General features: G+C 71.3%; 17 protein-coding genes. 7 read left to right on the forward strand and 10 right to left on the reverse strand.

Translation table 11 applies throughout. From position 1 onward, the window contains the following. Window positions 1-36: 36 nt before the first annotated feature. Both AB0F01_RS04875 and mmsA read right to left on the reverse strand, forming a co-directional pair. A complete protein-coding gene (locus AB0F01_RS04875; RefSeq protein ID WP_362089938.1) occupies window positions 37-849 on the reverse strand; it encodes a hypothetical protein in 813 nt (270 codons plus the stop codon). Window positions 850-1332: 483 nt separating this feature from the next. Further along, entirely contained in the window at window positions 1333-2835 is a 1503-nt protein-coding gene (mmsA, locus tag AB0F01_RS04880) for a CoA-acylating methylmalonate-semialdehyde dehydrogenase (protein WP_362089940.1), read from the reverse strand. A gap of 1165 nt (window positions 2836-4000) precedes the next feature. Between mmsA and AB0F01_RS04885 the strand changes: the two genes are divergently transcribed. Continuing rightward, window positions 4001-4198: a MerR family transcriptional regulator gene (locus tag AB0F01_RS04885; RefSeq protein ID WP_362089942.1), complete on the forward strand. Its 198-nt coding sequence runs from the start codon at window positions 4001-4003 to the stop codon at window positions 4196-4198. A 100-nt stretch (window positions 4199-4298) separates the two neighbouring features. After that, window positions 4299-4865: a GNAT family protein gene (locus AB0F01_RS04890; protein WP_362089944.1), complete on the forward strand. Its 567-nt coding sequence runs from the start codon at window positions 4299-4301 to the stop codon at window positions 4863-4865. On the opposite strand, the gene AB0F01_RS04895 is transcribed toward AB0F01_RS04890, so the two are convergent. Further along, window positions 4843-5889 carry a zinc-dependent alcohol dehydrogenase family protein gene (locus tag AB0F01_RS04895; protein ID WP_362089945.1) on the reverse strand — a complete coding sequence of 349 codons (1047 nt, stop codon included), beginning with the start codon at window positions 5887-5889 and terminating at the stop codon, window positions 4843-4845. The two genes, AB0F01_RS04890 and AB0F01_RS04895, sit on opposite strands and share 23 nt — an antisense overlap. A gap of 100 nt (window positions 5890-5989) precedes the next feature. Then, on the reverse strand, window positions 5990-8545 hold the full coding sequence (locus AB0F01_RS04900; protein ID WP_362089947.1) for an MMPL family transporter: 2556 nt from the start codon (window positions 8543-8545) through the stop codon (window positions 5990-5992). 454 nt (window positions 8546-8999) lie between these two features. Here AB0F01_RS04900 and AB0F01_RS04905 point away from each other — a divergent pair, with 454 nt between their 5' ends. Further along, window positions 9000-9563 carry a TetR family transcriptional regulator gene (locus AB0F01_RS04905; protein WP_362090239.1) on the forward strand — a complete coding sequence of 188 codons (564 nt, stop codon included), beginning with the start codon at window positions 9000-9002 and terminating at the stop codon, window positions 9561-9563. 81 nt (window positions 9564-9644) lie between these two features. Beyond that, window positions 9645-9884 (forward strand): heavy-metal-associated domain-containing protein, encoded by a 240-nt coding sequence (locus AB0F01_RS04910; protein ID WP_362089949.1) that lies wholly within the window; start codon window positions 9645-9647, stop codon window positions 9882-9884. A gap of 1018 nt (window positions 9885-10902) precedes the next feature. Here the strand turns inward: AB0F01_RS04910 and AB0F01_RS04915 are convergent. Together AB0F01_RS04915 and AB0F01_RS04920 are read right to left on the reverse strand one after the other, a co-directional pair. Next, window positions 10903-12192: a citrate synthase gene (locus AB0F01_RS04915; protein WP_362089951.1), complete on the reverse strand. Its 1290-nt coding sequence runs from the start codon at window positions 12190-12192 to the stop codon at window positions 10903-10905. Between the two features lie 403 nt (window positions 12193-12595). After that, window positions 12596-14866 carry an ATP-dependent RecD-like DNA helicase gene (locus tag AB0F01_RS04920; RefSeq protein WP_362089953.1) on the reverse strand — a complete coding sequence of 757 codons (2271 nt, stop codon included), beginning with the start codon at window positions 14864-14866 and terminating at the stop codon, window positions 12596-12598. 441 nt (window positions 14867-15307) lie between these two features. Here AB0F01_RS04920 and AB0F01_RS04925 point away from each other — a divergent pair, with 441 nt between their 5' ends. Further along, on the forward strand, window positions 15308-15859 hold the full coding sequence (locus AB0F01_RS04925) for a lamin tail domain-containing protein (protein ID WP_362089955.1): 552 nt from the start codon (window positions 15308-15310) through the stop codon (window positions 15857-15859). Window positions 15860-16039: 180 nt separating this feature from the next. Here AB0F01_RS04925 and AB0F01_RS04930 read toward each other — a convergent pair whose 3' ends face one another. The 4 genes from AB0F01_RS04930 to AB0F01_RS04945 form a co-directional block, all read right to left on the reverse strand. Then, complete coding sequence (locus AB0F01_RS04930) at window positions 16040-16228, reverse strand: DUF397 domain-containing protein (RefSeq protein ID WP_362089957.1); 189 nt, start codon at window positions 16226-16228, stop codon at window positions 16040-16042. 34 nt (window positions 16229-16262) lie between these two features. Further along, window positions 16263-16805, reverse strand: coding sequence for a DapH/DapD/GlmU-related protein (locus tag AB0F01_RS04935; RefSeq protein WP_362089958.1), 543 nt, complete (start codon window positions 16803-16805; stop codon window positions 16263-16265). A gap of 92 nt (window positions 16806-16897) precedes the next feature. After that, window positions 16898-17086, reverse strand: coding sequence for a DUF397 domain-containing protein (locus AB0F01_RS04940; RefSeq protein WP_362089960.1), 189 nt, complete (start codon window positions 17084-17086; stop codon window positions 16898-16900). Between the two features lie 5 nt (window positions 17087-17091). Then, the gene (locus tag AB0F01_RS04945; protein ID WP_362089961.1) at window positions 17092-17928 is read right to left on the reverse strand and encodes a helix-turn-helix transcriptional regulator; all 837 of its coding nucleotides are present in this window, start codon (window positions 17926-17928) and stop codon (window positions 17092-17094) included. A 218-nt stretch (window positions 17929-18146) separates the two neighbouring features. Here AB0F01_RS04945 and AB0F01_RS04950 point away from each other — a divergent pair, with 218 nt between their 5' ends. Together AB0F01_RS04950 and AB0F01_RS04955 are read left to right on the forward strand one after the other, a co-directional pair. Beyond that, window positions 18147-18557: an ATP-binding protein gene (locus tag AB0F01_RS04950; protein WP_362089963.1), complete on the forward strand. Its 411-nt coding sequence runs from the start codon at window positions 18147-18149 to the stop codon at window positions 18555-18557. Between the two features lie 74 nt (window positions 18558-18631). Further along, on the forward strand, window positions 18632-19018 hold the full coding sequence (locus AB0F01_RS04955; protein ID WP_362090241.1) for an ankyrin repeat domain-containing protein: 387 nt from the start codon (window positions 18632-18634) through the stop codon (window positions 19016-19018). Window positions 19019-19161: the final 143 nt, after the last annotated feature.

The following is a 19161-nucleotide window of genomic DNA, read 5'->3' on the forward strand; positions in this document are numbered from 1 at the left end:
GCCGGGGCTCCTGCGTTCGGAAGCGAGCCGTGTGCGTCAGCCCACGCGACGCGCCCTGACGCCGTCGGCCTCGAAGTCGTAGACGCGGTTGTTGATGCGCAGACCGTCGACGGCGCCGATCCACATGTGGTCACGTCCCTTGCCGACCGCGGCCGTGAGGATGGTGGCCTCGTCGCCGCCGTCGTCGAGCGACGCCTTCAGTTCGTCGAAGGTGCACTGCTCGGCCTGGTTGCAGACGGTCTCGTTGCCCGTCAGGTACCAGTAGCCGGTGGTCGTGGCGTCGAGGAACGGGCTCCAGCGGTTCGTTACCGGGGACGCGTCCGGCACCCACACCATCGTGGAGTAGTTGTCCATCGGGTGGGCGCTCAGGTTCGGGTCGATCTCGAACCTGATGTTCGGCATGTTCTCCGGACCGCCGTAGGTGACGTTCTCACCGGTCTGGAAGACGTGGAAGCCGAGCTTGTTCAGGTCGCGAACCCGGTCGCCGAAGAAGTCGACCTCGTTGCCGAAGTCCACCTTCTCGCTGGGCGGACTCAGCGTGGTGGAGTTGTCGGCCACCTCGATGCCCAGGCTGCCCTGGCCGTAGGGCGGACGGGCGGACGGGCCCGTCACGCCGAACGAGCCGAACGGGCCGTCCCGGAGCGCGGCGACGGGAGAACCGATCGTGTTGCGGGTGATCACGCCCCAGTGGTCCGCGCGGGTGGCGTTCCCGTTGTTCCCGTTGCCGTTCTGGTTCCCGTTCGGGTCGCCGTCCGCGGAGGCGGAGGCCGCCCCCAGCAGGGTCGCCGCGGCGACCGCGGCCACCGCCGCGGCCACCGCCGTCCTGCCGCGTCTCATGCCAAAGCGCATGTTCACACTCACTCCTTGCCTGGGGTCGAGGGCCGGGCGACCGCCCGGCCGACGGATCGGTCACGCGCCGACGTCCGGTCGAACGCGCGCCCGCCACAGCGTCCAGGTGAAGGAAGGGTGAAGATGCGGCGACATGCTTGCGTTTCGCCCAATTGCTCCGATCAACACATCGGATGGACGGAGGGTCGCCGCCGGAGTGCTCCGCGGATCGCTCCGGGAGACGCCTCGGGGGCCGGGGCCGTGCCGGTGAGCACGGCCCCGGCCCCCGGGGCGCGTCGGTGGGGCGGGTGTGGGTGGGGTAGGTGTGGGTGGGCCGGGGGCCGGTGGGGCCGGTCCGGCGGATCGGGTGCCGGTGAGTTGCCGGCGGGCGTATCGGGGTGCGGGTGGGTCCGGAGTCGGGCCGGGGTCCAGTTGTCCCGCGTCAGGTGCGGGAGGACCAGGACTGCGACGGGAGGTGCGGGACTCCGGCCGGGCGACGGATGGTCAGTGGTTGCGCGGGAAGCCGAGGTCGACTCCCGTCGGCGCGTCGGCCGGGTCGGGCCAGCGGGTGGTGACGACCTTGCCCCGGGTGTAGAAGTGCGTGCCGTCGTTGCCGTAGATGTGGTGGTCGCCGAAGAGGGAGTCCTTCCAGCCGCCGAAGCTGTGGTAGCCGACGGGCACCGGGATCGGGACGTTGACGCCGACCATGCCCGCCTCCACCTCCAGCTGGAAGCGGCGGGCGGCGCCGCCGTCCCGGGTGAAGATCGCGGTGCCGTTGCCGTACGGGGAGGCGTTGATGAGGTCGACGGCCTCCTCGTAGGTCTCGGTGCGCAGGACGCACAGGACCGGGCCGAAGATCTCGTCCTGGTACGCCTTGGCGGAGGTCGGCACCTTGTCGAGGAGCGAGATGCCGATCCAGTGGCCGTCCTCGTACCCGTCGACGGTGTGCCCGGTGCCGTCCAGGACGACCTCGGCACCCTCGGCCGCGGCGTTCTCCACGTACGAGGCGACCTTGTCGCGGTGGGCCTTGGTGATGAGCGGGCCCATCTCGGACGTGGGGTCGTCGCCGGGGCCGATCTTGATCTTCTCGGCGCGCTCGCGGATCTTCTCGACCAGGGTGTCGCCGATCGCGCCGACGGCGACGACCGCAGAGATCGCCATGCACCGCTCGCCCGCGGAGCCGTAGGCCGCCGAGACGACCGCGTCGGCCGCCGCGTCGAGGTCGGCATCGGGGAGCACCAGCATGTGGTTCTTGGCGCCGCCGAGGGCCTGGACGCGCTTGCCGTTCGCCGAGGCGGTGGTGTGGATGTAGCGGGCGATCGGCGTGGAGCCGACGAACGACACGGCCTTGACGTCGGGGTGCGTGAGGAGGCGGTCGACGGCCAGCTTGTCGCCGTGGACGACGTTGAAGACGCCGTCGGGGAGCCCGGCCTCGGTCATCAGCTCGGCGAGCCGGACCGCGGCCGACGGGTCCTTCTCCGACGGCTTGAGGACGAAGGTGTTGCCGCAGGCGATGGCCAGCGGGAACATCCACATCGGCACCATGGCCGGGAAGTTGAACGGGGTGATGCCGGCCACCACGCCGAGCGGCTGGCGGATGGAGGCGACGTCGACGCGGCTGGCGACCTCGGCGGACAGCTCGCCCTTGAGCTGGACGTTGATGCCGCAGGCCAGGTCGACGATCTCCAGGCCGCGGGCCACCTCGCCGAGGGCGTCGGAGTGCACCTTGCCGTGCTCGGCGGTGATCAGCTCGGCGATCTCGTCGCGGTGGGCGTCGACCAGCGCGCGGAACCGGAACAGGATGGAGGTGCGGGTGGCCAGGGACGACCGGCTCCATGACCGGTAGGCGTCCTTGGCGGCGGCGACCGCCGCGTCGACCTCCTCGACCGAGGCGAAGGCGACCTTCGTGGTGACCGCGCCGGTCGCCGGATTCGTCACCGGCCCGTGCGTACCCGAGGCGCCTTCGGCGGTCTTCCCGCCGATCCAGTGGTTGACGATCTTCGTCATGACCGAGAACTCCTTACGCAAGGGGGCGGCGTCGGGTGGGACGTGCCGGGTGTACGGCTCGCGTGCCCCTGACCGGTGAGGCCGGATCTCCGGCAGCGCCGCGGTCCCGGGCACGGTTCCATCCCAACAGGTGCGGACGGGCGGCGCTCCCGACACAGTGTCGGCCGTTGCGGTCCCCTTGTAGACACATCTGCGGCGACACGCCCGACGGCGCGCACCGACCGGTGCGGGGACCCTGCCGGGACCGTGCGGGACCGCGCGGGAGGGAGGCATACGGGGGGCGTGTGGGGGGCGCTGGACGGCTGGAGCGCGGGACTGTGGCGCGGGGGCGCCCGGGGGTGGGACGGCGGGCCCGCTGGACGGCGGGCGCGCGGGTTGGGGCTGCACGGGGTGTGCGGGGCGCGGGACGGCGGCGCGCGGGGGTGGGGATGCCCCGGGCGTGGGCCGGGGCGTGGGCGTGGCCGAGGGCGGCAGCCGGGGACCTCCGGCGCGCGGCCCTGGCGGGCGGGGAGTCTTCGCACGCCTCTTCACTCCTGCCAAAGCGAAGGGGCCGTTCGCGCCGGAGGCGATCGGTGCCCGGGATGCGGGTGCTGCACCGCACCCCGGCCGCGAGGCCCTCCGGGCGGGCACCGTCCCGGCCCTCGCGGCTCTCCGGGCTTTCTATCCGTGGCGCAACACCCTGTCAATGTTTTGTCCGGACATCCTGACGATTTCGAGTCGGCCGGCCGCACGGGCGGGGGTCATGGGGTGCCACACCCGGGGGCGCAGGAGCGGCACCGGGGGTACGTGGCGTCCGAAGCACGGGACGTCCAGGGGCGCGCGATGCCCGGAGCACGGGACACCCAGGAGCACGGGACGTCCAGGAGCACGGGACATCGGGACACGCGGCCGTCCGGGGACACGCGGCCGTCCGGCCCGTGTCAATGCGCCCCGCCGTGGCGACCGGCGTACGCCATTGCGTCACGCTCGTCACAAACGCCCCGGTTGTGTCACGCCTGTCACGCCTACGCGGGTCTTCCGTCACATCCGCAGCACAGCCCCCGTCCCGGCCCCGGTCCGCGTCGTTGGCCGGGCACAACGCTTGGTGATCGCCAGCGCAGCACCCGGCTCCCCCTGACGGCCGCCCCTCGGCCGCCGCCGCGGTGCGCGCGGGGAGGTGCAACTCATGACCGACCGACGGCTGTGGTCGTACAAGGACATCGCGGCCCACATCAAGGTGCAGCCGGACACCGTGCGCTCCTACCGCAAGCACGGCCTGCTGCCCCCGCCGGACCACGTCGAGGCGGGCAAGCCCTACTGGTACGCGGACACCGTCCGTTCATGGGTGGCGTCCCGCCCCGGCAACCGGGGTGGCCGCAGGTGAACCCACCGGCGACCACGGGTGACCTGAGCTGACCCGACCGGGCTCCCGGCGCCCGTGAAATCCGCTGTGCCCCACCCTGGTGGTGGGGCACAGTGCTGCCATGAGCTTCGCCGTCACACCCACGCTGACCGGGGAACACACCGTGCTGCGTCCCTTCACCGCCGACGACGCCGACGGCATGTGGGAGATCCTCCAGGACCCCGAGGTGGTCCGCTTCACCTTCGACGCGTCCACCGAGCTGTCCCGGGAACGGGTGCGCTCCTGGTACGCCTCCCGGTCCGCGCAGGACGACCGGCTGGATCTGGCCGTCACCGACCGCGCCACCGGTGAACTCGTCGGCGAGGTCGTCCTGAACGCCCATGACCCGCATGCCCGCAGCTGCGTCTTCCGCACGCTGATCGGGCCGCGCGGCCGGGGCCGGGGACTCGGCACCGAGGCCACGCGGCTGATCGTCGGGTACGGCTTCGAGCACCTGGGGCTGCACCGGATCGAGCTGGAGGCCCACGGCGACAACCCGCGTGCGCTGCGCGCCTATGAGAAGGCCGGCTTCGTGGTGGAGGGAGTGCGGCGGGAGGCGCGGTGGCGGGACGGCGTGTGGGTGGACGACGTGCTCATGGCGCTGCTCGACCGGGAATGGGCGGCGCTCAGGCCGCCCACGGTGCGATGACCGTGACGCCCGCGCCCGGTGCCGTGTCCATGGCCGCCAGGGCGGCCGGTGCGGCGTCCAGGCCGATGGTCCGGGTGACCAGCAGGTCGGGACGCAGCCGCCCGGTGCGGACCAGGTCCAGCATCGGCGGGTAGGCGTGGGCGGCCATGCCGTGGCTGCCGAGGAGTTCCAGTTCGAGGGCGACGGCACGGGCCATGGGCACCGGGGTGGTGCCGGTGGCCGAGGGCAGCAGGCCGACCTGCACGTGCCGGCCGCGTCGGCGCAGGCCGTTCACCGAGGCGGCGCAGGTGGCGGGCGAGCCGAGGGCGTCCAGCGAGAGGTGGGCGCCCCCGCCGGTGAGGTCGCGGACCGCTTCCGCCGGGTCGTCGACGGACGAGGCGTCGAGGCATTCCGCGGCGCCGAACCGCCGGGCCAGTTCCAGGGCGCCCGGTGCCACGTCGACGGCGACGACCCGCGCACCGGAGGCCGCCGCGATCATCACGGCCGACAGCCCCACCCCTCCGCAGCCGTGCACGGCCACCCACTCCCCCGCCGCGAGCCGGCCCTGCTGCACGACCGCGCGGTAGGCGGTGGCGAACCGGCAGCCGAGGGAGGCGGCCGTCGCGAAGGACAGGTCCTCGGGGACGGCGACCAGGTTGACGTCGGCGTGGTCCAGGGCCACGTACTGCGCGAAGGAGCCCCAGTGGGTGAAGCCGGGCTGGGTCTGCCGCTCGCACACCTGCTGGTCGCCCGCCGCGCAGGCCCCGCACGTGCCGCAGGCGCAGACGAACGGCACCGTGACGCGGTCCCCCGGCCGCCACCGGGTGACCCGGTCGCCGACCGCCTCGACGACGCCCGCGAGCTCGTGGCCCGGGACGTGCGGCAGGGTGACGTCCGGATCGTGGCCCTGCCAGGCGTGCCAGTCGCTTCGGCACAGCCCGGTCGCCTCGACGCGCACCACGACCCCCTGTGCGGCCGGCTCCGGGTCGGGCACCTGTCGCACCTCGGCCGGTCCCCCGTACCGCTCGAACACCACCGCCCGCATGGCCGCCCGCCTTCCCGTCCGCGCCGGCGGCGGGTCCGGGTCGCGGCGGGCGCGCCCGGTGCCCCGCCTCTCCGGCGAACACCGCGTTGTCGGCGGAACGCTATCCGCGCGCCTTCACCGTGCCGCGCCCGGCCCCGGTCGCGGCACCGGTGCCGTGCTCGGCGCCGCCGCCGTCCTCGGTGCCGGTCCGGCCCTCCGCGCCGCTGCCGTCGGGCGGTTCCGGGGCTGTGGGGGCGGGTCCCGCGCCGCCCGGTGCGGACGCGGCGCCGGCGCCGGGAGGGGCAGCCCCGTCGGTGGCGGCTCCGGCAGGTGCGTCGGCAGCGGGGGCGGCTCCGCCGGGCGTGGGCGGCGGTGCGGACTCGCCCTCGCTCAGGCCGAACCGGGTGTGGAACCGGCGCAACGGTCCCGGCGCCCACCAGGTGGCGCGGCCGGTGAGACGCATGACCGACGGGACGAGAAGGCTGCGGACGATCATCGCGTCCATCAGCACCGCCAGGGCGATGCCCAGGCCCAGCATCTTGGTGTTGGTGACGCGCGAGGTGCCGATCGCGACCATGACCACGGCGAGGATGACCGCCGCCGCGGTGATCAGCCCGCCCGTGCGCTGCAGGCCGTGGCGGACGGCGCCCTCGTGGTCGCCGGTCCGGTCGTACTCCTCCTTGATGCGGGAGAGCAGGAAGACCCCGTAGTCCATGGAGAGCCCGAAGGCGACGCAGAACATCAGAACGGGCAGCGTCGTCTCGATGTTGCCCGGGGTGGTGAAGGCGAGCAGGCCGGAGAGATGGCCGTCCTGGAAGACCCAGACCACGGCGCCGAACATGGCGGTCAGACTGAGCGCGTTGAGCACCACCGCCTGGACGGGTATGAGCACGCTGCCGGTGAGCAGGAACACCAGGAAGAGCGTCACGACGACGATGAAGACGGCCGCCGCGGGCAGTTGTTCCGCGATGGCGTCCTTGGAGTCGACCAGGACCGCCGCCGCGCCGGTGACCTTGGTGTCGAAGGGGGCGTCCAGGGCCCGCAGATCGCCCACCAGGGCCTGTGCCGGATCGTCGACGGCCTCGCCCTTCGGGAGCACCGTGAAGTAGGCGGCGTCGCCCTCGACCAGCGGCCCGTCGACGCGGACCACCTCGGGCAGCGCGGCCACACGCTTCTTGTAGGCGGCGTACTCGGCCTCGGTGGCGGGGCCCTCGGCGAGGACCTCCAGCCCGCCGCCGGGGCTGCCCGGGAAACCGTCGCGGATGTGCTGCTGCACGACGTGGGACTCGGCGTCGGCGGGCAGTTGACGGTCGTCGGCGGTGCCGAACTTCACGCCGAGGAAGGGCAGTCCGAGCAGGACCAGCACGGCCGTGGTGCCCAGGGCGAAGAACGGGGCGCGGCGCATCACCACGGTCGCCGCGCGGCCCCACGCCGCCCCCTCCTCCCGGCCCGCGCCCGCCGCACGGCCGAGCTTCGCCGGGCGGACCGGCCGCGCACGGCCCGTCTGCTCCGTGGCGACGGGCTGCTTCGTGGCGCCCGTCCGCTCCGTGGCGTCCGGCTGCTCCGTCTCGCCCGTCCGCTCCGTGGCGTCCGACTGTTCCGGGGCTCGGCGCCGGCGGCGGAAGAGGCGGCGCAGGTCGAGCGCGTCGACACGGTGGCCGAGGAGGACCAGGGCGGCCGGCAGGAGGATCAGGGCCGCCGCCGCGGCCAGCAGCACCACCGCGATCCCGGCATAGGCGAAGGACCGCAGGAAGTACTGCGGGAAGAGCAGCATGGCAGCCAGCGACACCGCGACCGTGAGAGCGGAGAAGAGCACCGTGCGTCCGGCGGTGCGCAGGGTGGTGCCCACGGCCGTGCGCGGGTCGGCGCCCGCGGACAGTTCCTCGCGGAAGCGGCGGACGATGAACAGGGCGTAGTCGATCGCCAGGCCGAGGCCGAGCGCGGTGGTGAGGTTCATCGCGAAGACGGACACGTCGGTAATCTCGGTGAGGCCGCGCAGGACCGCGTTGGTGCCGAGGATGGCGACGATGCCGATGCCCAGCGGGAGGAGGGCGGCGACGGCGCTGCCGAAGACCATCACCAGCAGCAGGAGCGTGACCGGCAGCGCGATGAGCTCGGCCCGGAGCAGGTCCTCCTGGATGATCGTCTGCATCTCGTGCCGCACGGCGACCGGGCCGCCGATGCCGACCTGCACGGCGCCGTGCTCGCCCCGGAAGACCGGCGCTATGCGCTCCAGCGTCTCGTTCGCGGTGGTCTCGTCGCCCGTGATGCGGGCGGCGATCAACGCCTCGTGTCCGTCCTCGGCGCGCAGGGCGGGCGAGCGGGTCTGCCAGTAGGAACCGACGCCGGTGATGCCGGACTCGGCGGCCAGGCGCTCGGTGAGCCGGGTGGCCTCGGCGACGACGGCGGGGTCGTCGACCGAGGCGTCCCCGGCGTCGACGAGCAGCAGGAGGTTGGGCTGCGAGGCGGGGAAGGCGTCCTCCAGGGCACGGGTGGCGTAGGTGGACTCGGCGTCCGGGTCCTCCCAGCCACCGCTGCCCATGCGGTCGGCGACCCCGCTGCCGGCCAGCACCGCGAGCACGGTGAGGACGAGCCCCGCCAGCAGGGCCAGTCTCGGGCGGGCCGTGACGAAGCGGGTCCAGCCTCCGACGCGCGGTGGATCGTTGACTTCGGTCATGCTGCGGTGTCCCCTTCACCGTGAACCGTGCCCCGCGCCCCCGCGCGCCTCGGGCCCTGGCGGTCCACGCGGTGCAAACGGGCAGGCGGCATGGTTGTGCCGTTGCCATAGACTGGCAAACACGAGAGATCGCTCGCGTTTCACAAGAATGCGAGCGACCACTCGCGTTTGTCAATCGCGTGCCGAAAGCTGGGGATGACGCGTGCCGGACCAGACCGGAAAGCCCGACAGGGAGTTCACGCCCGACCGCACGGGCCCTGCGGGCGCGAGCACCACCCGCACGGGCACTGCGGGCACTGCTGGCACTGCGGACACCTCAGGGAAGGGCGCCGCGGGCCAGGACGCCGCGGGCACGGGCACCGCAGGCAAGGGCGCCGCGGGCAAGGGCGCAGGTGAGCCCGGGGCTGCGGGGGCGGAGCGGCCCCGCCGCCGGCAGGCCCGCGGCGAGCGGCGCATCGCCCAGCTGCTGGAAGCGGCCGCCTCCGTCTTCAGCACGCACGGCTACACCGCCGCCAGCGCCAACTCCATCGCCCGCGAGGCGGGCGTCTCCCCCGGGACGCTGTACCAGTTCTTCCCGAACAAGGAAGCGATCGCGATCGAGCTGGGCAGCCGTCTGATGCACGAGATGCGGCAGACCTACGGCGAGGCCCTGACCCCGGTCGATCCGGCCACCCCGCTGGAGCAGGTGGTCGCCGCGGCCGTGGACCGCTTCACCGACTTCAACTGCCGCCACCCGGCCTTCTTCGCCCTGATGCACGGCCCGGACGCCCCCGGCCGCATCGCCGAGGAGCACGACGCCCTGCACGCCACACTGGTCACCCGGGTCGAGTCGATGCTCGTGCCGTACCTCCCGGACATGCCCGCGGACGAGGTGAGGCGCACCGCGCAGATGACCGTGGGCATCTACAAGTCCGGCCTGGAGCTGGTGCTCGCCCACGAGGGTGCCGAGCGCGACGCCTATGTCCGGGAACTGAAGAACGTCCTGTACCGCTACCTCGCCCCGCTGGTCGGCGTTTAGTACCCCTGGGGGGTATAGAGTGGAGGAGACGCGGGGCTCCCCGAGCCCACGACGACCCCACACACCCCGAGGAGCAACGACATGAGCACGCAGGCCGACACCCAGGGTTCCGTCACCACCACCTACAAGGTGAGCGGCATGAGCTGCGGTCACTGCGAGGGCGCCGTCTCCGGCGAGATCTCCAAGATCGAGGGCGTCGGATCGGTGCGGGCGACCGCCTCCAGCGGTGAGGTCACGGTCACCTCCGCCGCCCCGCTCGACGAGGAAGCGGTGCGCGCGGCGGTCGACGAGGCGGGTTTCGAGCTGATCGATTCCGCCTGAAACGGATTCCATTGAGATCTCAAGCGGGGATACTCGGCAGTACCCCTGGAGTCCGGTACGACCTTTCACATAAGCTCTACACAAGGCTCGCGCATCATCCTTACGCGCGAGTCGCGCCAGCACCAAACGGTCTCTTGCGTACCTAACGGACATAAGCAAGAGACGCAGATCACAGTGATGTGAACGTAACCATCGAAGGGGTTCGAAGGTCTAAGTTGGCGATGTCAGGGAGCGTCTTGGGGGGCGCGTCCTGACATCTGGGGATGTCTTGGGGGACGTCTCCAGTAGTAGGGATACCTCCCTGCTCACACGTAGTGGAGAGCTTGGAGAGCGTTGCCGGGGCACGTACACGGGGAGCTTTGAGCGGCCCTCCCGACCGTGCGTTGTCCCGGCAGACCGCACACCGCACGAGTGCGGCGGGTCCGCTCGCCGCACTCGCACAGCGATTCAGGCGCTGTCCTCACAGGCGCCCGGCCGGATCCCGTGGGGGGAATCCGTACCGGGACATGGGAAGGCGCCCTGGTTCGTCGGCCCGTGGGGGGACTGGCGCCAGGGCGCCTTCTCCCATGTCCGCGGCCATGCGGCCTTGTTCCTGATGCGGCGGACTCGCCTCCGCTCCTTCGGACGTGTCCCCACCCCTTTTCGAACTTGTCCCCGCCCCTTCCCGAAGCCCCGTGCGCCCTCCTCGCCCCGGCGACCCCAGGCCTCCTCGCCGCCTCACCGCGAGAGGACAGACGACCTCACCGCGAGAGTGCAGACGCCGGGGCCGCTGGGCCGCCAGGCACGCGACCGTCGGCGTGTCCGGTCACGCGACCGCCACCGCCACGGCCGCCGCCACCACCACGCGGAAACGATCGATGCCGTCCGGACCATCAGGAGCCGTGCGGAAACGACCGGGCCCCGTCCACGAACGACGTGGACGGGGCCCGGCGCGGACGGTGCGGTACGAGCGGTGCGGGGGCGCGGCTCGTAGGGCGGTCCGGCTGTACGGCTGTGCGGTGAGGCTCGCTGCGGCCGGTCAGCGCTCCTCGACCGGCACGAAGTCCCGCTCGACCACGCCGGTGTAGATCTGGCGCGGACGGCCGATGCGGGAACCCGGCTCCTTGATCATCTCGTGCCACTGGGCGATCCAGCCCGGCAGGCGGCCGAGGGCGAACAGCACCGTGAACATCTCGGTCGGGAAGCCCATGGCCCGGTAGATCAGACCGGTGTAGAAGTCGACGTTCGGGTAGAGGCTGCGCGAGACGAAGTAGTCGTCGGAGAGCGCGTGCTCCTCCAGCTTGAGCGCGATGTCCAGCAGCTCGTCGGACTTGCCGAGAGCGGACAGCACGTCGTGCGCGGCGGCCTTGATGATCTTGGCGCGCGGGTCGAAGTTCTTGTAGACCCGGTGGCCGAAGCCCATCAGCCGGACGCCGTCCTCCTTGTTCTTCACCTTGCGGATGAAGGAGTCGACGTCACCGCCGGAGTCGCGGATGCCCTCCAGCATCTCCAGCACCGACTGGTTGGCACCGCCGTGCAGCGGACCCCAGAGGGCGGAGATGCCGGCGGAGATCGAGGCGAACATGTTCGCCTGCGAGGAGCCCACCAGGCGCACGGTGGAGGTCGAGCAGTTCTGCTCGTGGTCCGCGTGCAGGATGAGCAGCTTGTCCAAAGCGGCCACCACGACCGGGTCGAGCTCGTACTCCTGGGCGGGGACCGAGAAGGTCATGCGCAGGAAGTTCTCGACGTAGTTGAGGTCGTTGCGCGGGAAGACGAACGGGTGACCGACCGACTTCTTGTACGCGTACGCGGCGATCGTCGGCAGCTTGGCGAGCAACCGGATGGTGGAGAGGTTGCGCTGTTCCTCGTCGAAGGGGTTGTGGCTGTCTTGGTAGAACGTGGACAGCGCGGAGACCACCGACGACAGCATGGCCATCGGGTGGGCGTCGCGCGGGAAGCCCTTGTAGAAGTTCTTGACGTCCTCGTGCAGCAGGGTGTGCTGCGTGATGTTGTGCTGGAACGTTCCGAGCTGGTCGGCGGTCGGCAGCTCACCATTGATCAGCAGGTAGGCGACCTCCAGGAAGGTGGAGCGCTCCGCCAGCTGCTCGATGGGGTAGCCGCGGTACCGGAGGATGCCGGCCTCGCCGTCCAGGTAGGTGATCCCGGATTTGTAGGCGGCGGTGTTGCCGTAGCCGCTGTCCAGTGTCACCAGACCCGACTGGGCGCGGAGCTTCCCGATGTCGAAGCCCTTGTCACCGACCGTGCTGTCGATCACCGGGTAGGTGTACTCGCTGCCGTCGTACCGCAGTACTACAGAGTTGTCGCTCACGTCTTCCCTCACCGACGTTGTGCCTCATCTTCGAGGTGCCCTGACTGTCTCTACCATCCCCCACTTGGCCCAGGAGAGTGCACTCGGGGTCGACCATCGGGCCTATTGACGGCACTCAGTGCCGCCAACTTGCCCATCCTGCCCCCTGAGTACCCCATCCGGAAGTGCTCTGTGACCTTCACGACTCATTTGATCGATCATTTTTCTCGCAGAGCCCGTTTCCGCGGCTTTTGCCGCCGTCCACGAGGACCCGGGCGGCCACCTCAACGGCGGGCCGTCGGCAGGCCGCCGATGGACCGCCGGCGGGTCACTCCGGCCCCTTTCTTCTCGACCCCCTCGGCCCCCTCCGCCTCGGCGATCCCCCTCCGCCTCGTCGGTCTCCTCGGTCCCCTCGGCCCCGGTCTCAGAGGGCGGCCGGGCCGCGGGGGCCCGAGAGGCGGAAGTCGAGTGCCGTGCAGCGGCGGCCGGCCGAGACGGTGCGCACCGCCTGCCCGATCGCCTTCCGGGAGCCGACGAGGACGACCAGCCGCTTGGCCCGGGTGACGGCGGTGTAGAGCAGGTTGCGCTGGAGCATCATCCACGCCCCGGTGGTCACCGGGATCACGACCGCCGGGTACTCGCTGCCCTGGGAACGGTGGATGGTCACCGCGTAGGCGTGGGCCAGCTCGTCCAGTTCGTCGAAGTCGTACGGCACCTCCTCGTCCTCGTCGGTCAGGACCGTCAGCCGCTGCTCGACCGGGTCGAGCGAGGTGACCACGCCGACGGTGCCGTTGAAGACGCCGTTGGCGCCCTTGTCGTAGTTGTTGCGGATCTGGGTCACCTTGTCGCCGACGCGGAAGACCCGGCCGCCGAACCGCTTCTCCGGGACGTCGGGCCGGCCGGGGGTGACCACCTGCTGGAGCAGGCCGTTCAGGGTGCCCGCACCGGCCGGGCCCCGGTGCATGGGGGCCAGGACCTGGACGTCCCGGCGCGGGTCCAGGCCGAACCGCGCCGGGATGCGGCGGGCCGCCACGTCCACGGTGAGGCGGCCGGCCTCCTCGGTGTCGTCCTCGACGAACAGGAAGAAGTCCTTCAGGCCGTCGGTGAGCGGATGCTGCCCGGCGTTGATGCGGTGCGCGTTGGTGACCACGCCGGACTGCTGGGCCTGTCGGAAGATCCGGGTCAGCCGCACGGCCGGCACGGGACTCCCGTCCGCGAGCAGGTCCCTCAGCACCTCCCCCGCGCCGACGCTGGGCAGCTGGTCCACGTCCCCGACGAGGAGGAGGTGCGCCCCCGGCGGGACGGCCTTGACCAGCTTGTTCGCCAGCAGCAGGTCCAGCATGGACGCCTCGTCGACCACCACCAGGTCGGCGTCCAGGGGCCGGTCCCGGTCGTAGGCGGCGTCGCCGCCCGGCTTCAGCTCCAGCAGACGGTGCACGGTGGACGCCTCGGCACCGGTCAGCTCGGCGAGGCGTTTCGCGGCCCGGCCGGTGGGCGCCGCCAGGACGACCTTCGCCTTCTTGGCGCGGGCCAGCTCCACGATCGAGCGGACTGTGAACGACTTGCCGCAGCCGGGGCCACCGGTGAGGACGGCCACCTTCCGGGTCAGCGCCAGCTTCACGGCGGCCTCCTGCTCCGGGGCGAGGTCGGCGCCGGTCCGGCCGCGCAGCCAGCCGAGCGCCTTGTCCCAGTCGACGTCCCCGAAGCCCGGCAGGCGGTCCTCGTCGGTGCGCAGCAGGCGCAGCAACTGGGCGGAGAGGGAGAGTTCGGCGCGGTGGAAGGGGACGAGGTAGATCGCGGTCACCGGCTCACCGCCGTCCGGCCCGGGCACCTTTTCGCGCACGACGCCGGGGTCCTCACCGTCCTCCGGCTCCGCGGCCAGTTCGGCGAGGCACTCGATGACCAGGCCGGTGTCCACCTGGAGCAGCTTCACCGCGTCGGCGATGAGCTTCTCCTCCGGCAGGTAGCAGTGGCCCTGGTCGGCCGACTGTGACAGGGCGTACTGCAGGCCGGCCTTCACCCGCTCCGGGCTGTCGTGCGGGATGCCGACGGACTGGGCGATCTTGTCGGCGGTGAGGAAGCCGATGCCCCAGACGTCGGCGGCCAGCCGGTAGGGCTGGTTCTTCACCACCGAGATCGAGGCGTCGCCGTACTTCTTGTAGATGCGCACGGCGATCGACGTCGACACCTCGACCGTCTGGAGGAAGAGCATGACCTCCTTGATCGCCTTCTGCTCCTCCCAGGCGTCGGCGATCTTCCTGGTCCGCTTGGGTCCGAGCCCCGGCACTTCGATGAGCCGCTCGGGCTCCTCCTCGATGATCTTCAGGGTGTCCAGCCCGAAGTGCTGCGTGATCCGGTCGGCGAACACCGGCCCGATGCCCCTGACGAGCCCCGACCCGAGGTAGCGGCGGATGCCCTGCACGGTGGCGGGGAGGAGGGTCGTGTAGTTCTCCACGTGGAACTGCTTGCCGTACTGGGGGTGCGACCCCCAACGGCCCTCCATCCGCAGGGACTCCCCCACCTGGGCGCCGAGCAGCGCCCCGACGACGGTGAGCAGATCACCTGCCCCCCGGCCGGTGTCGACGCGGGCGACCGTGTAGCCGTTCTCCTCGTTGGCGTAGGTGATGCGCTCCAGGACGCCTTCGAGCACGGCGAGGCGCGGCCCCCCGGACGCCGCTGCGGGCTGGTTGGACATGATCCGACGGTACCGGTGGGGTGTGACAGGGGCGCCCGGTCCCCGAGTTCACGCAAGGCGCTGGGCGTCCACCGTGCCGCAGAGGTGCGGGCACGCGTCGAATGATCGGAGGCGGGGCGCTGTTACCCACTTTCGGGTGACGTCGCTGCGAGGGCCGGGGTGGCGTGCCGTGGCGCCATCGGGTTCGCGGTCAGTGCCCACAAGGCCTCGGCGTCCCATTCGCCGTCAACCTGATGCATTGACTCGGTAAATGGATATTACAGGCGACATTCACGCCGATGTGGCCAGATCGTAACGACCCTTCACGCCTCCTTCACCGACCGGCCAAGGGTGGGCACGGTGTGCGTGGGCAGCCGACCGGCCGCCCTTCGCACCAGGCACAGCCCCCGCCGCCGGCACGCCGGACCGGGAGGCTGCGCCCGCACCGAGCAGGGGGACCCTGTGTCCAAGTCCACGTCCACGTCCACGTCCACGTCTGTCAACGCTCGCCGCCTCACCGCCGCCGCGCTGAGCGTCGGCGCCCTGACGGCGGTCCTGACGGCGCCGGCCTCGGCGGCCGAGCACCGGCCGGCCGTGCAGATCACCGACGTGCAGTACAACGCCCCGGGTCCCGACACCCGTAACAACCGCTCCGTGAACGGTGAGTGGGTCCGGATCACCAACACCACCCGCCACGCGGTCAACCTGAGGGGATGGACGCTGCGCAACGAGGCGGGCCAGCGCTACCGCTTCAACAACGTCCGCCTCGCCGGCCGTAGCTCGATCCACGTCCACACCGGCATCGGCCGTGACACCCGCACCCGGGTGTTCCAGGACCGCCGCAACCACATCTGGGACAACCGCTCCGACACGGCCACCCTGCGCAACGACCGCGGGCGCGTCGTCGACACCGAGTCGTGGGGGCGCGGCCGCTTCGACCGTGACGACCGCCGCGACGACCATCGTGACCGTGACGACCGCCGCGACAACCGCGACAACCGCAACCGCCGCTGACCCAGGGTGCTGAGGCCGCCGGACGTCCACTCCACCGACAGCCTCAGCACTCCTGGAAACGACCACACGTGTGCCGGGCAGCCCTACGCCGCCCGGCACACGCGCGTGTACGCAGCCCGATGCGGGCGCCGGGCCCGGCCGGCCCTCGCGGCAGGGCGGCTCCGCATCACCCCGGGCGCCTCACGGCCTCCGCGCCGGCTCCTTGAGCGCGTCGAGGAAGACCGCGAAGACGGAGGCGGGGAAGAAGAGGGTGGCCCGGGTGGGGGCCTTGGAGTCGCGGACGGCTGTGCGGGTGGGGGCGTGCCCGATCTCTACGCAGTTGTTGCCGTCATCGGGACCCGAGTAGGACGACTTCCGCCACTTGTCCATGGGGTGCTACGGCTCCTTCGTCAGGCTGCGGACGTCACCACGTCCGGTGCACGGTCGCCTTGCCACCGGTCACCAGGCTTGCCGGCGGTACGTCGTCGGCCACGACCGCGCCGGCGGCGATCACGGCGTCCCGGCCGATGCTGACGCCGGGCAGAATCGTGGCCCCGGCACCGATCCACACGTTCTCCGCCACGTCGATGGGTGCGCCGGTGAGGTACAGCCGCCGCTCCCCGGGATCCACCGGGTGGCCGCTGGTGATGAACGTGACCTTCGGCCCGATCATCACGCGCTTGCCGATCCGGATACCGGCGTAGTCCAGGAACGTGCAGTTCTGGTTGACGAAGACGCGCTCGGCGAGGTCGATGTTCAGGCCGTGGTCCGTGTAGAAGGGCGGGTAGATCGTGACTCGCGGCGGCAGCGGCTTGCCGAGGATCCGCTCGAACAGTTCCGCCCTGCCCGCTTCGTCATCGAAGGGCAGGACGTTCAGGCGGGAGGTCAGCTCGGTGACCCGCAGGACCCTCTCGGCCATGGCCTGGAACTCGGCACTGTGGATGCGCATGAGACGGTCACTGGGCATGCCGCGATTCTTTCCGTGCACGGGTGGAGGGGCAAGAGTCACCGGGCGGGAGGACGGCTCACGTCAGTTGTCAGGGGCGGGAGCGGTGCAGGTCATGATCCGCTCGTCGGCCTCTTCAGCTCCTCGACGAACACCGCGAACGCAGCGGCGGAGAAGGTGAGGGTGGCCCGGGCGGGGGCCTTGGAATCGCGGACGGCTATGCGGGTGGGGGCGTTCGCGATCTCTACGCATTCGTTGCCGTCGCCCGGCCCCGAGTAGGACGACTTCCGCCAGTTCTCCATGGGTCCTAGAGCTCCTTCGCCAGGCTGTGGATGAAATCACGCGACTGGAGGGGATCGAGTGACGCAGCCTCCACCTTACGGAAACTCGTTCGGTAAGTGTTGAGTTGAGCCTCGGAGTCCAGGAAGACCGAGCCGTGCAGGGCGTCACGGACCACGGTGTCCAGTCTGGGCAGAGGGCCGCCCACGTACGTCATCGTGCTGGAAGCTCTTGCGAAACCGTCCAGGTCGAAGGGGATGACGCGCACGGTGATGCAGTCCGCTTCGGACAGCTCCAGAAGACGCACGAGTTGAGCCCTTGAGGTGGCACGGTCGCCGACCCTGATACGGAGTGCCGCCTCGTGGATGACCGCTTCATAGGAAGTCGCGAGCCTCTGGCGCTGCCTGCGGTGTTGAATACGCAACTCCACTTCCTCGGCCGTCAGTTCCGGCAGACGGGAGGAGAAGACGGCACGCGAGTAGTCCTCGGTCTGCAGCAAGCCCGGCACGTAAAGAATGGCTACGTGGCGGAGGAACCGAGCATGGTGCTCCAGCTCGGACAGATCCAGGAAGGGCGTGGGCAGCAAGCCTCGGTACTCCTCCCACCAGCCGTCCGTCCTGTCGGTGGCCATTGCCACGAGGGCGTCGATGAACTTCTCATCGGTGCAGGCATAGTGAGAAGCGAGACGACGAACACGCTGCTCGCTCACACCCGCGAGAGCGGACTCGATGTGGGTGATCTGGGCGGGGGCCACGCCGAGCAGCGCGGCCGCTTGGCGGGAGTTGAGACCAGCAGCCTCACGGAGTCTGCGCAGTTCAGTCGCCAGTCGCATCTGGCGTGCCGTGGGTTCCCGCCTCTTCACCATCGACTGACCTTCCTGACACACCTGTTGGTGCAACCCGTTCGGAGTCAGGTTACGCGAACGACTTGCCGCGTCCCTACATTTAGATCTACGTTCAGTGACACAACGCACACCGTGCGACACCGGCCACCGGAAGCGCACCGCCCCGTCCTGCCATGACGGCTGCGGCAATGACACCGGGACCCTCTCCCCCTCCTCCCCAGCACACGACGGAGTTCCGCATGCCCGAAAACGCACCCTGGGAGTACTCCCTCCACCTCCCCAACGACGTCCGCGCCGTCACCGTCAGCCGGCGCACCCTGCGCCTGATCCTGACCATGCACGGGCTGATCGGTCTGGTGGATGTCGCCGAACTGCTGGCCACGGAGCTGGTGTCCAACGCCGTGCGCCACACCAAGGGCCCGGCCGCACTGCGCGTGCACTGGTCGCCGCCGGGCACGTTGCGCATCGGGGCCTGGGACGCGGACCCCGAACCTCCGCAACCGCCGCGACCGTTCGACGAGGAGGCCGAAGCGGAGGACGGGCGAGGGCTGGCGCTGGTGCGGGCCTGTGCCGACGTGTGGGGGTGGCAGCCGCTGGCCAGGGACGGCAGCCGAGGCAAGTACGTGTGGTGTGAGCTGGCTGCCGCGTGAGCGCCGGGATCCGCTGATCCTCTTCGACGCCGGGATCAACCACCACGTGGCCGACCCGGAGCCCGCCGGGCGTACTGGGGGGCCCGGCCGGGAGCCCGGGAGCCCGGGCCGCTCTGCGGGCCGGTGCCGACCCGGAGGGCAGGGACACCGACGGCACCACCCCGCTCTACGTGGCCGCCGTGAACGGGGACGCCGCGACGGTCCGCCTGCTGCTGGCGGCGGGGGCACGCCCCGACACCGAGAGCCGCGGTGCCGGGTCGGAGGGCACGCCGCTGTGCGCCGCCGCGTGCTGGGGGCACACCGAGGCGGTCCGGGAGCTGCTGACGCACGGTGCCGACCCGAACCTGCGCGAGGACGACGGCACGGGACGGACCCCGCTGGAGTGGGCGGACGCTGGGCCCCACCCGGAGACGGCCGGCGTGCTCGTCGCGGCGGGCGCGGCCCCGCGGGCGGTCGGGTAGGACGTCGCCCGCAGCCTGCGCGCAGAGGCGAGAGGCGGAGGCCGTCCCGGGGCCGCCCCGTCGGTCACGATTCAGTTTCGGCCACCGGCCACCCCCTTGCCCTTCTCCGTGTAATCGATTCCAATCCCTCGTGTAATCGATTC

Source organism: Streptomyces sp. NPDC029526, assembly GCF_040637405.1.
In the GTDB taxonomy this organism is placed as follows: Bacteria; Actinomycetota; Actinomycetes; order Streptomycetales; family Streptomycetaceae; genus Streptomyces.

Coding starts and splice junctions, on each gene's coding strand:
- AB0F01_RS04910 (WP_362089949.1), top strand. CDS start 9,645: ATGAGCACGCAGGCCGACACCCAGGGTTCCGTCACCACCACCTACAAG.
- AB0F01_RS04885 (WP_362089942.1), top strand. CDS start 4,001: ATGACCGACCGACGGCTGTGGTCGTACAAGGACATCGCGGCCCACATC.
- AB0F01_RS04945 (WP_362089961.1), bottom strand. CDS start 17,928: ATGGTGAAGAGGCGGGAACCCACGGCACGCCAGATGCGACTGGCGACT.
- AB0F01_RS04895 (WP_362089945.1), bottom strand. CDS start 5,889: ATGCGGGCGGTGGTGTTCGAGCGGTACGGGGGACCGGCCGAGGTGCGA.
- AB0F01_RS04930 (WP_362089957.1), bottom strand. CDS start 16,228: ATGGACAAGTGGCGGAAGTCGTCCTACTCGGGTCCCGATGACGGCAAC.
- AB0F01_RS04940 (WP_362089960.1), bottom strand. CDS start 17,086: ATGGAGAACTGGCGGAAGTCGTCCTACTCGGGGCCGGGCGACGGCAAC.
- AB0F01_RS04900 (WP_362089947.1), bottom strand. CDS start 8,545: ATGACCGAAGTCAACGATCCACCGCGCGTCGGAGGCTGGACCCGCTTC.
- AB0F01_RS04935 (WP_362089958.1), bottom strand. CDS start 16,805: ATGCCCAGTGACCGTCTCATGCGCATCCACAGTGCCGAGTTCCAGGCC.
- AB0F01_RS04920 (WP_362089953.1), bottom strand. CDS start 14,866: ATGTCCAACCAGCCCGCAGCGGCGTCCGGGGGGCCGCGCCTCGCCGTG.
- AB0F01_RS04950 (WP_362089963.1), top strand. CDS start 18,147: ATGCCCGAAAACGCACCCTGGGAGTACTCCCTCCACCTCCCCAACGAC.
- AB0F01_RS04875 (WP_362089938.1), bottom strand. CDS start 849: ATGCGCTTTGGCATGAGACGCGGCAGGACGGCGGTGGCCGCGGCGGTG.
- AB0F01_RS04890 (WP_362089944.1), top strand. CDS start 4,299: ATGAGCTTCGCCGTCACACCCACGCTGACCGGGGAACACACCGTGCTG.
- mmsA (WP_362089940.1), bottom strand. CDS start 2,835: ATGACGAAGATCGTCAACCACTGGATCGGCGGGAAGACCGCCGAAGGC.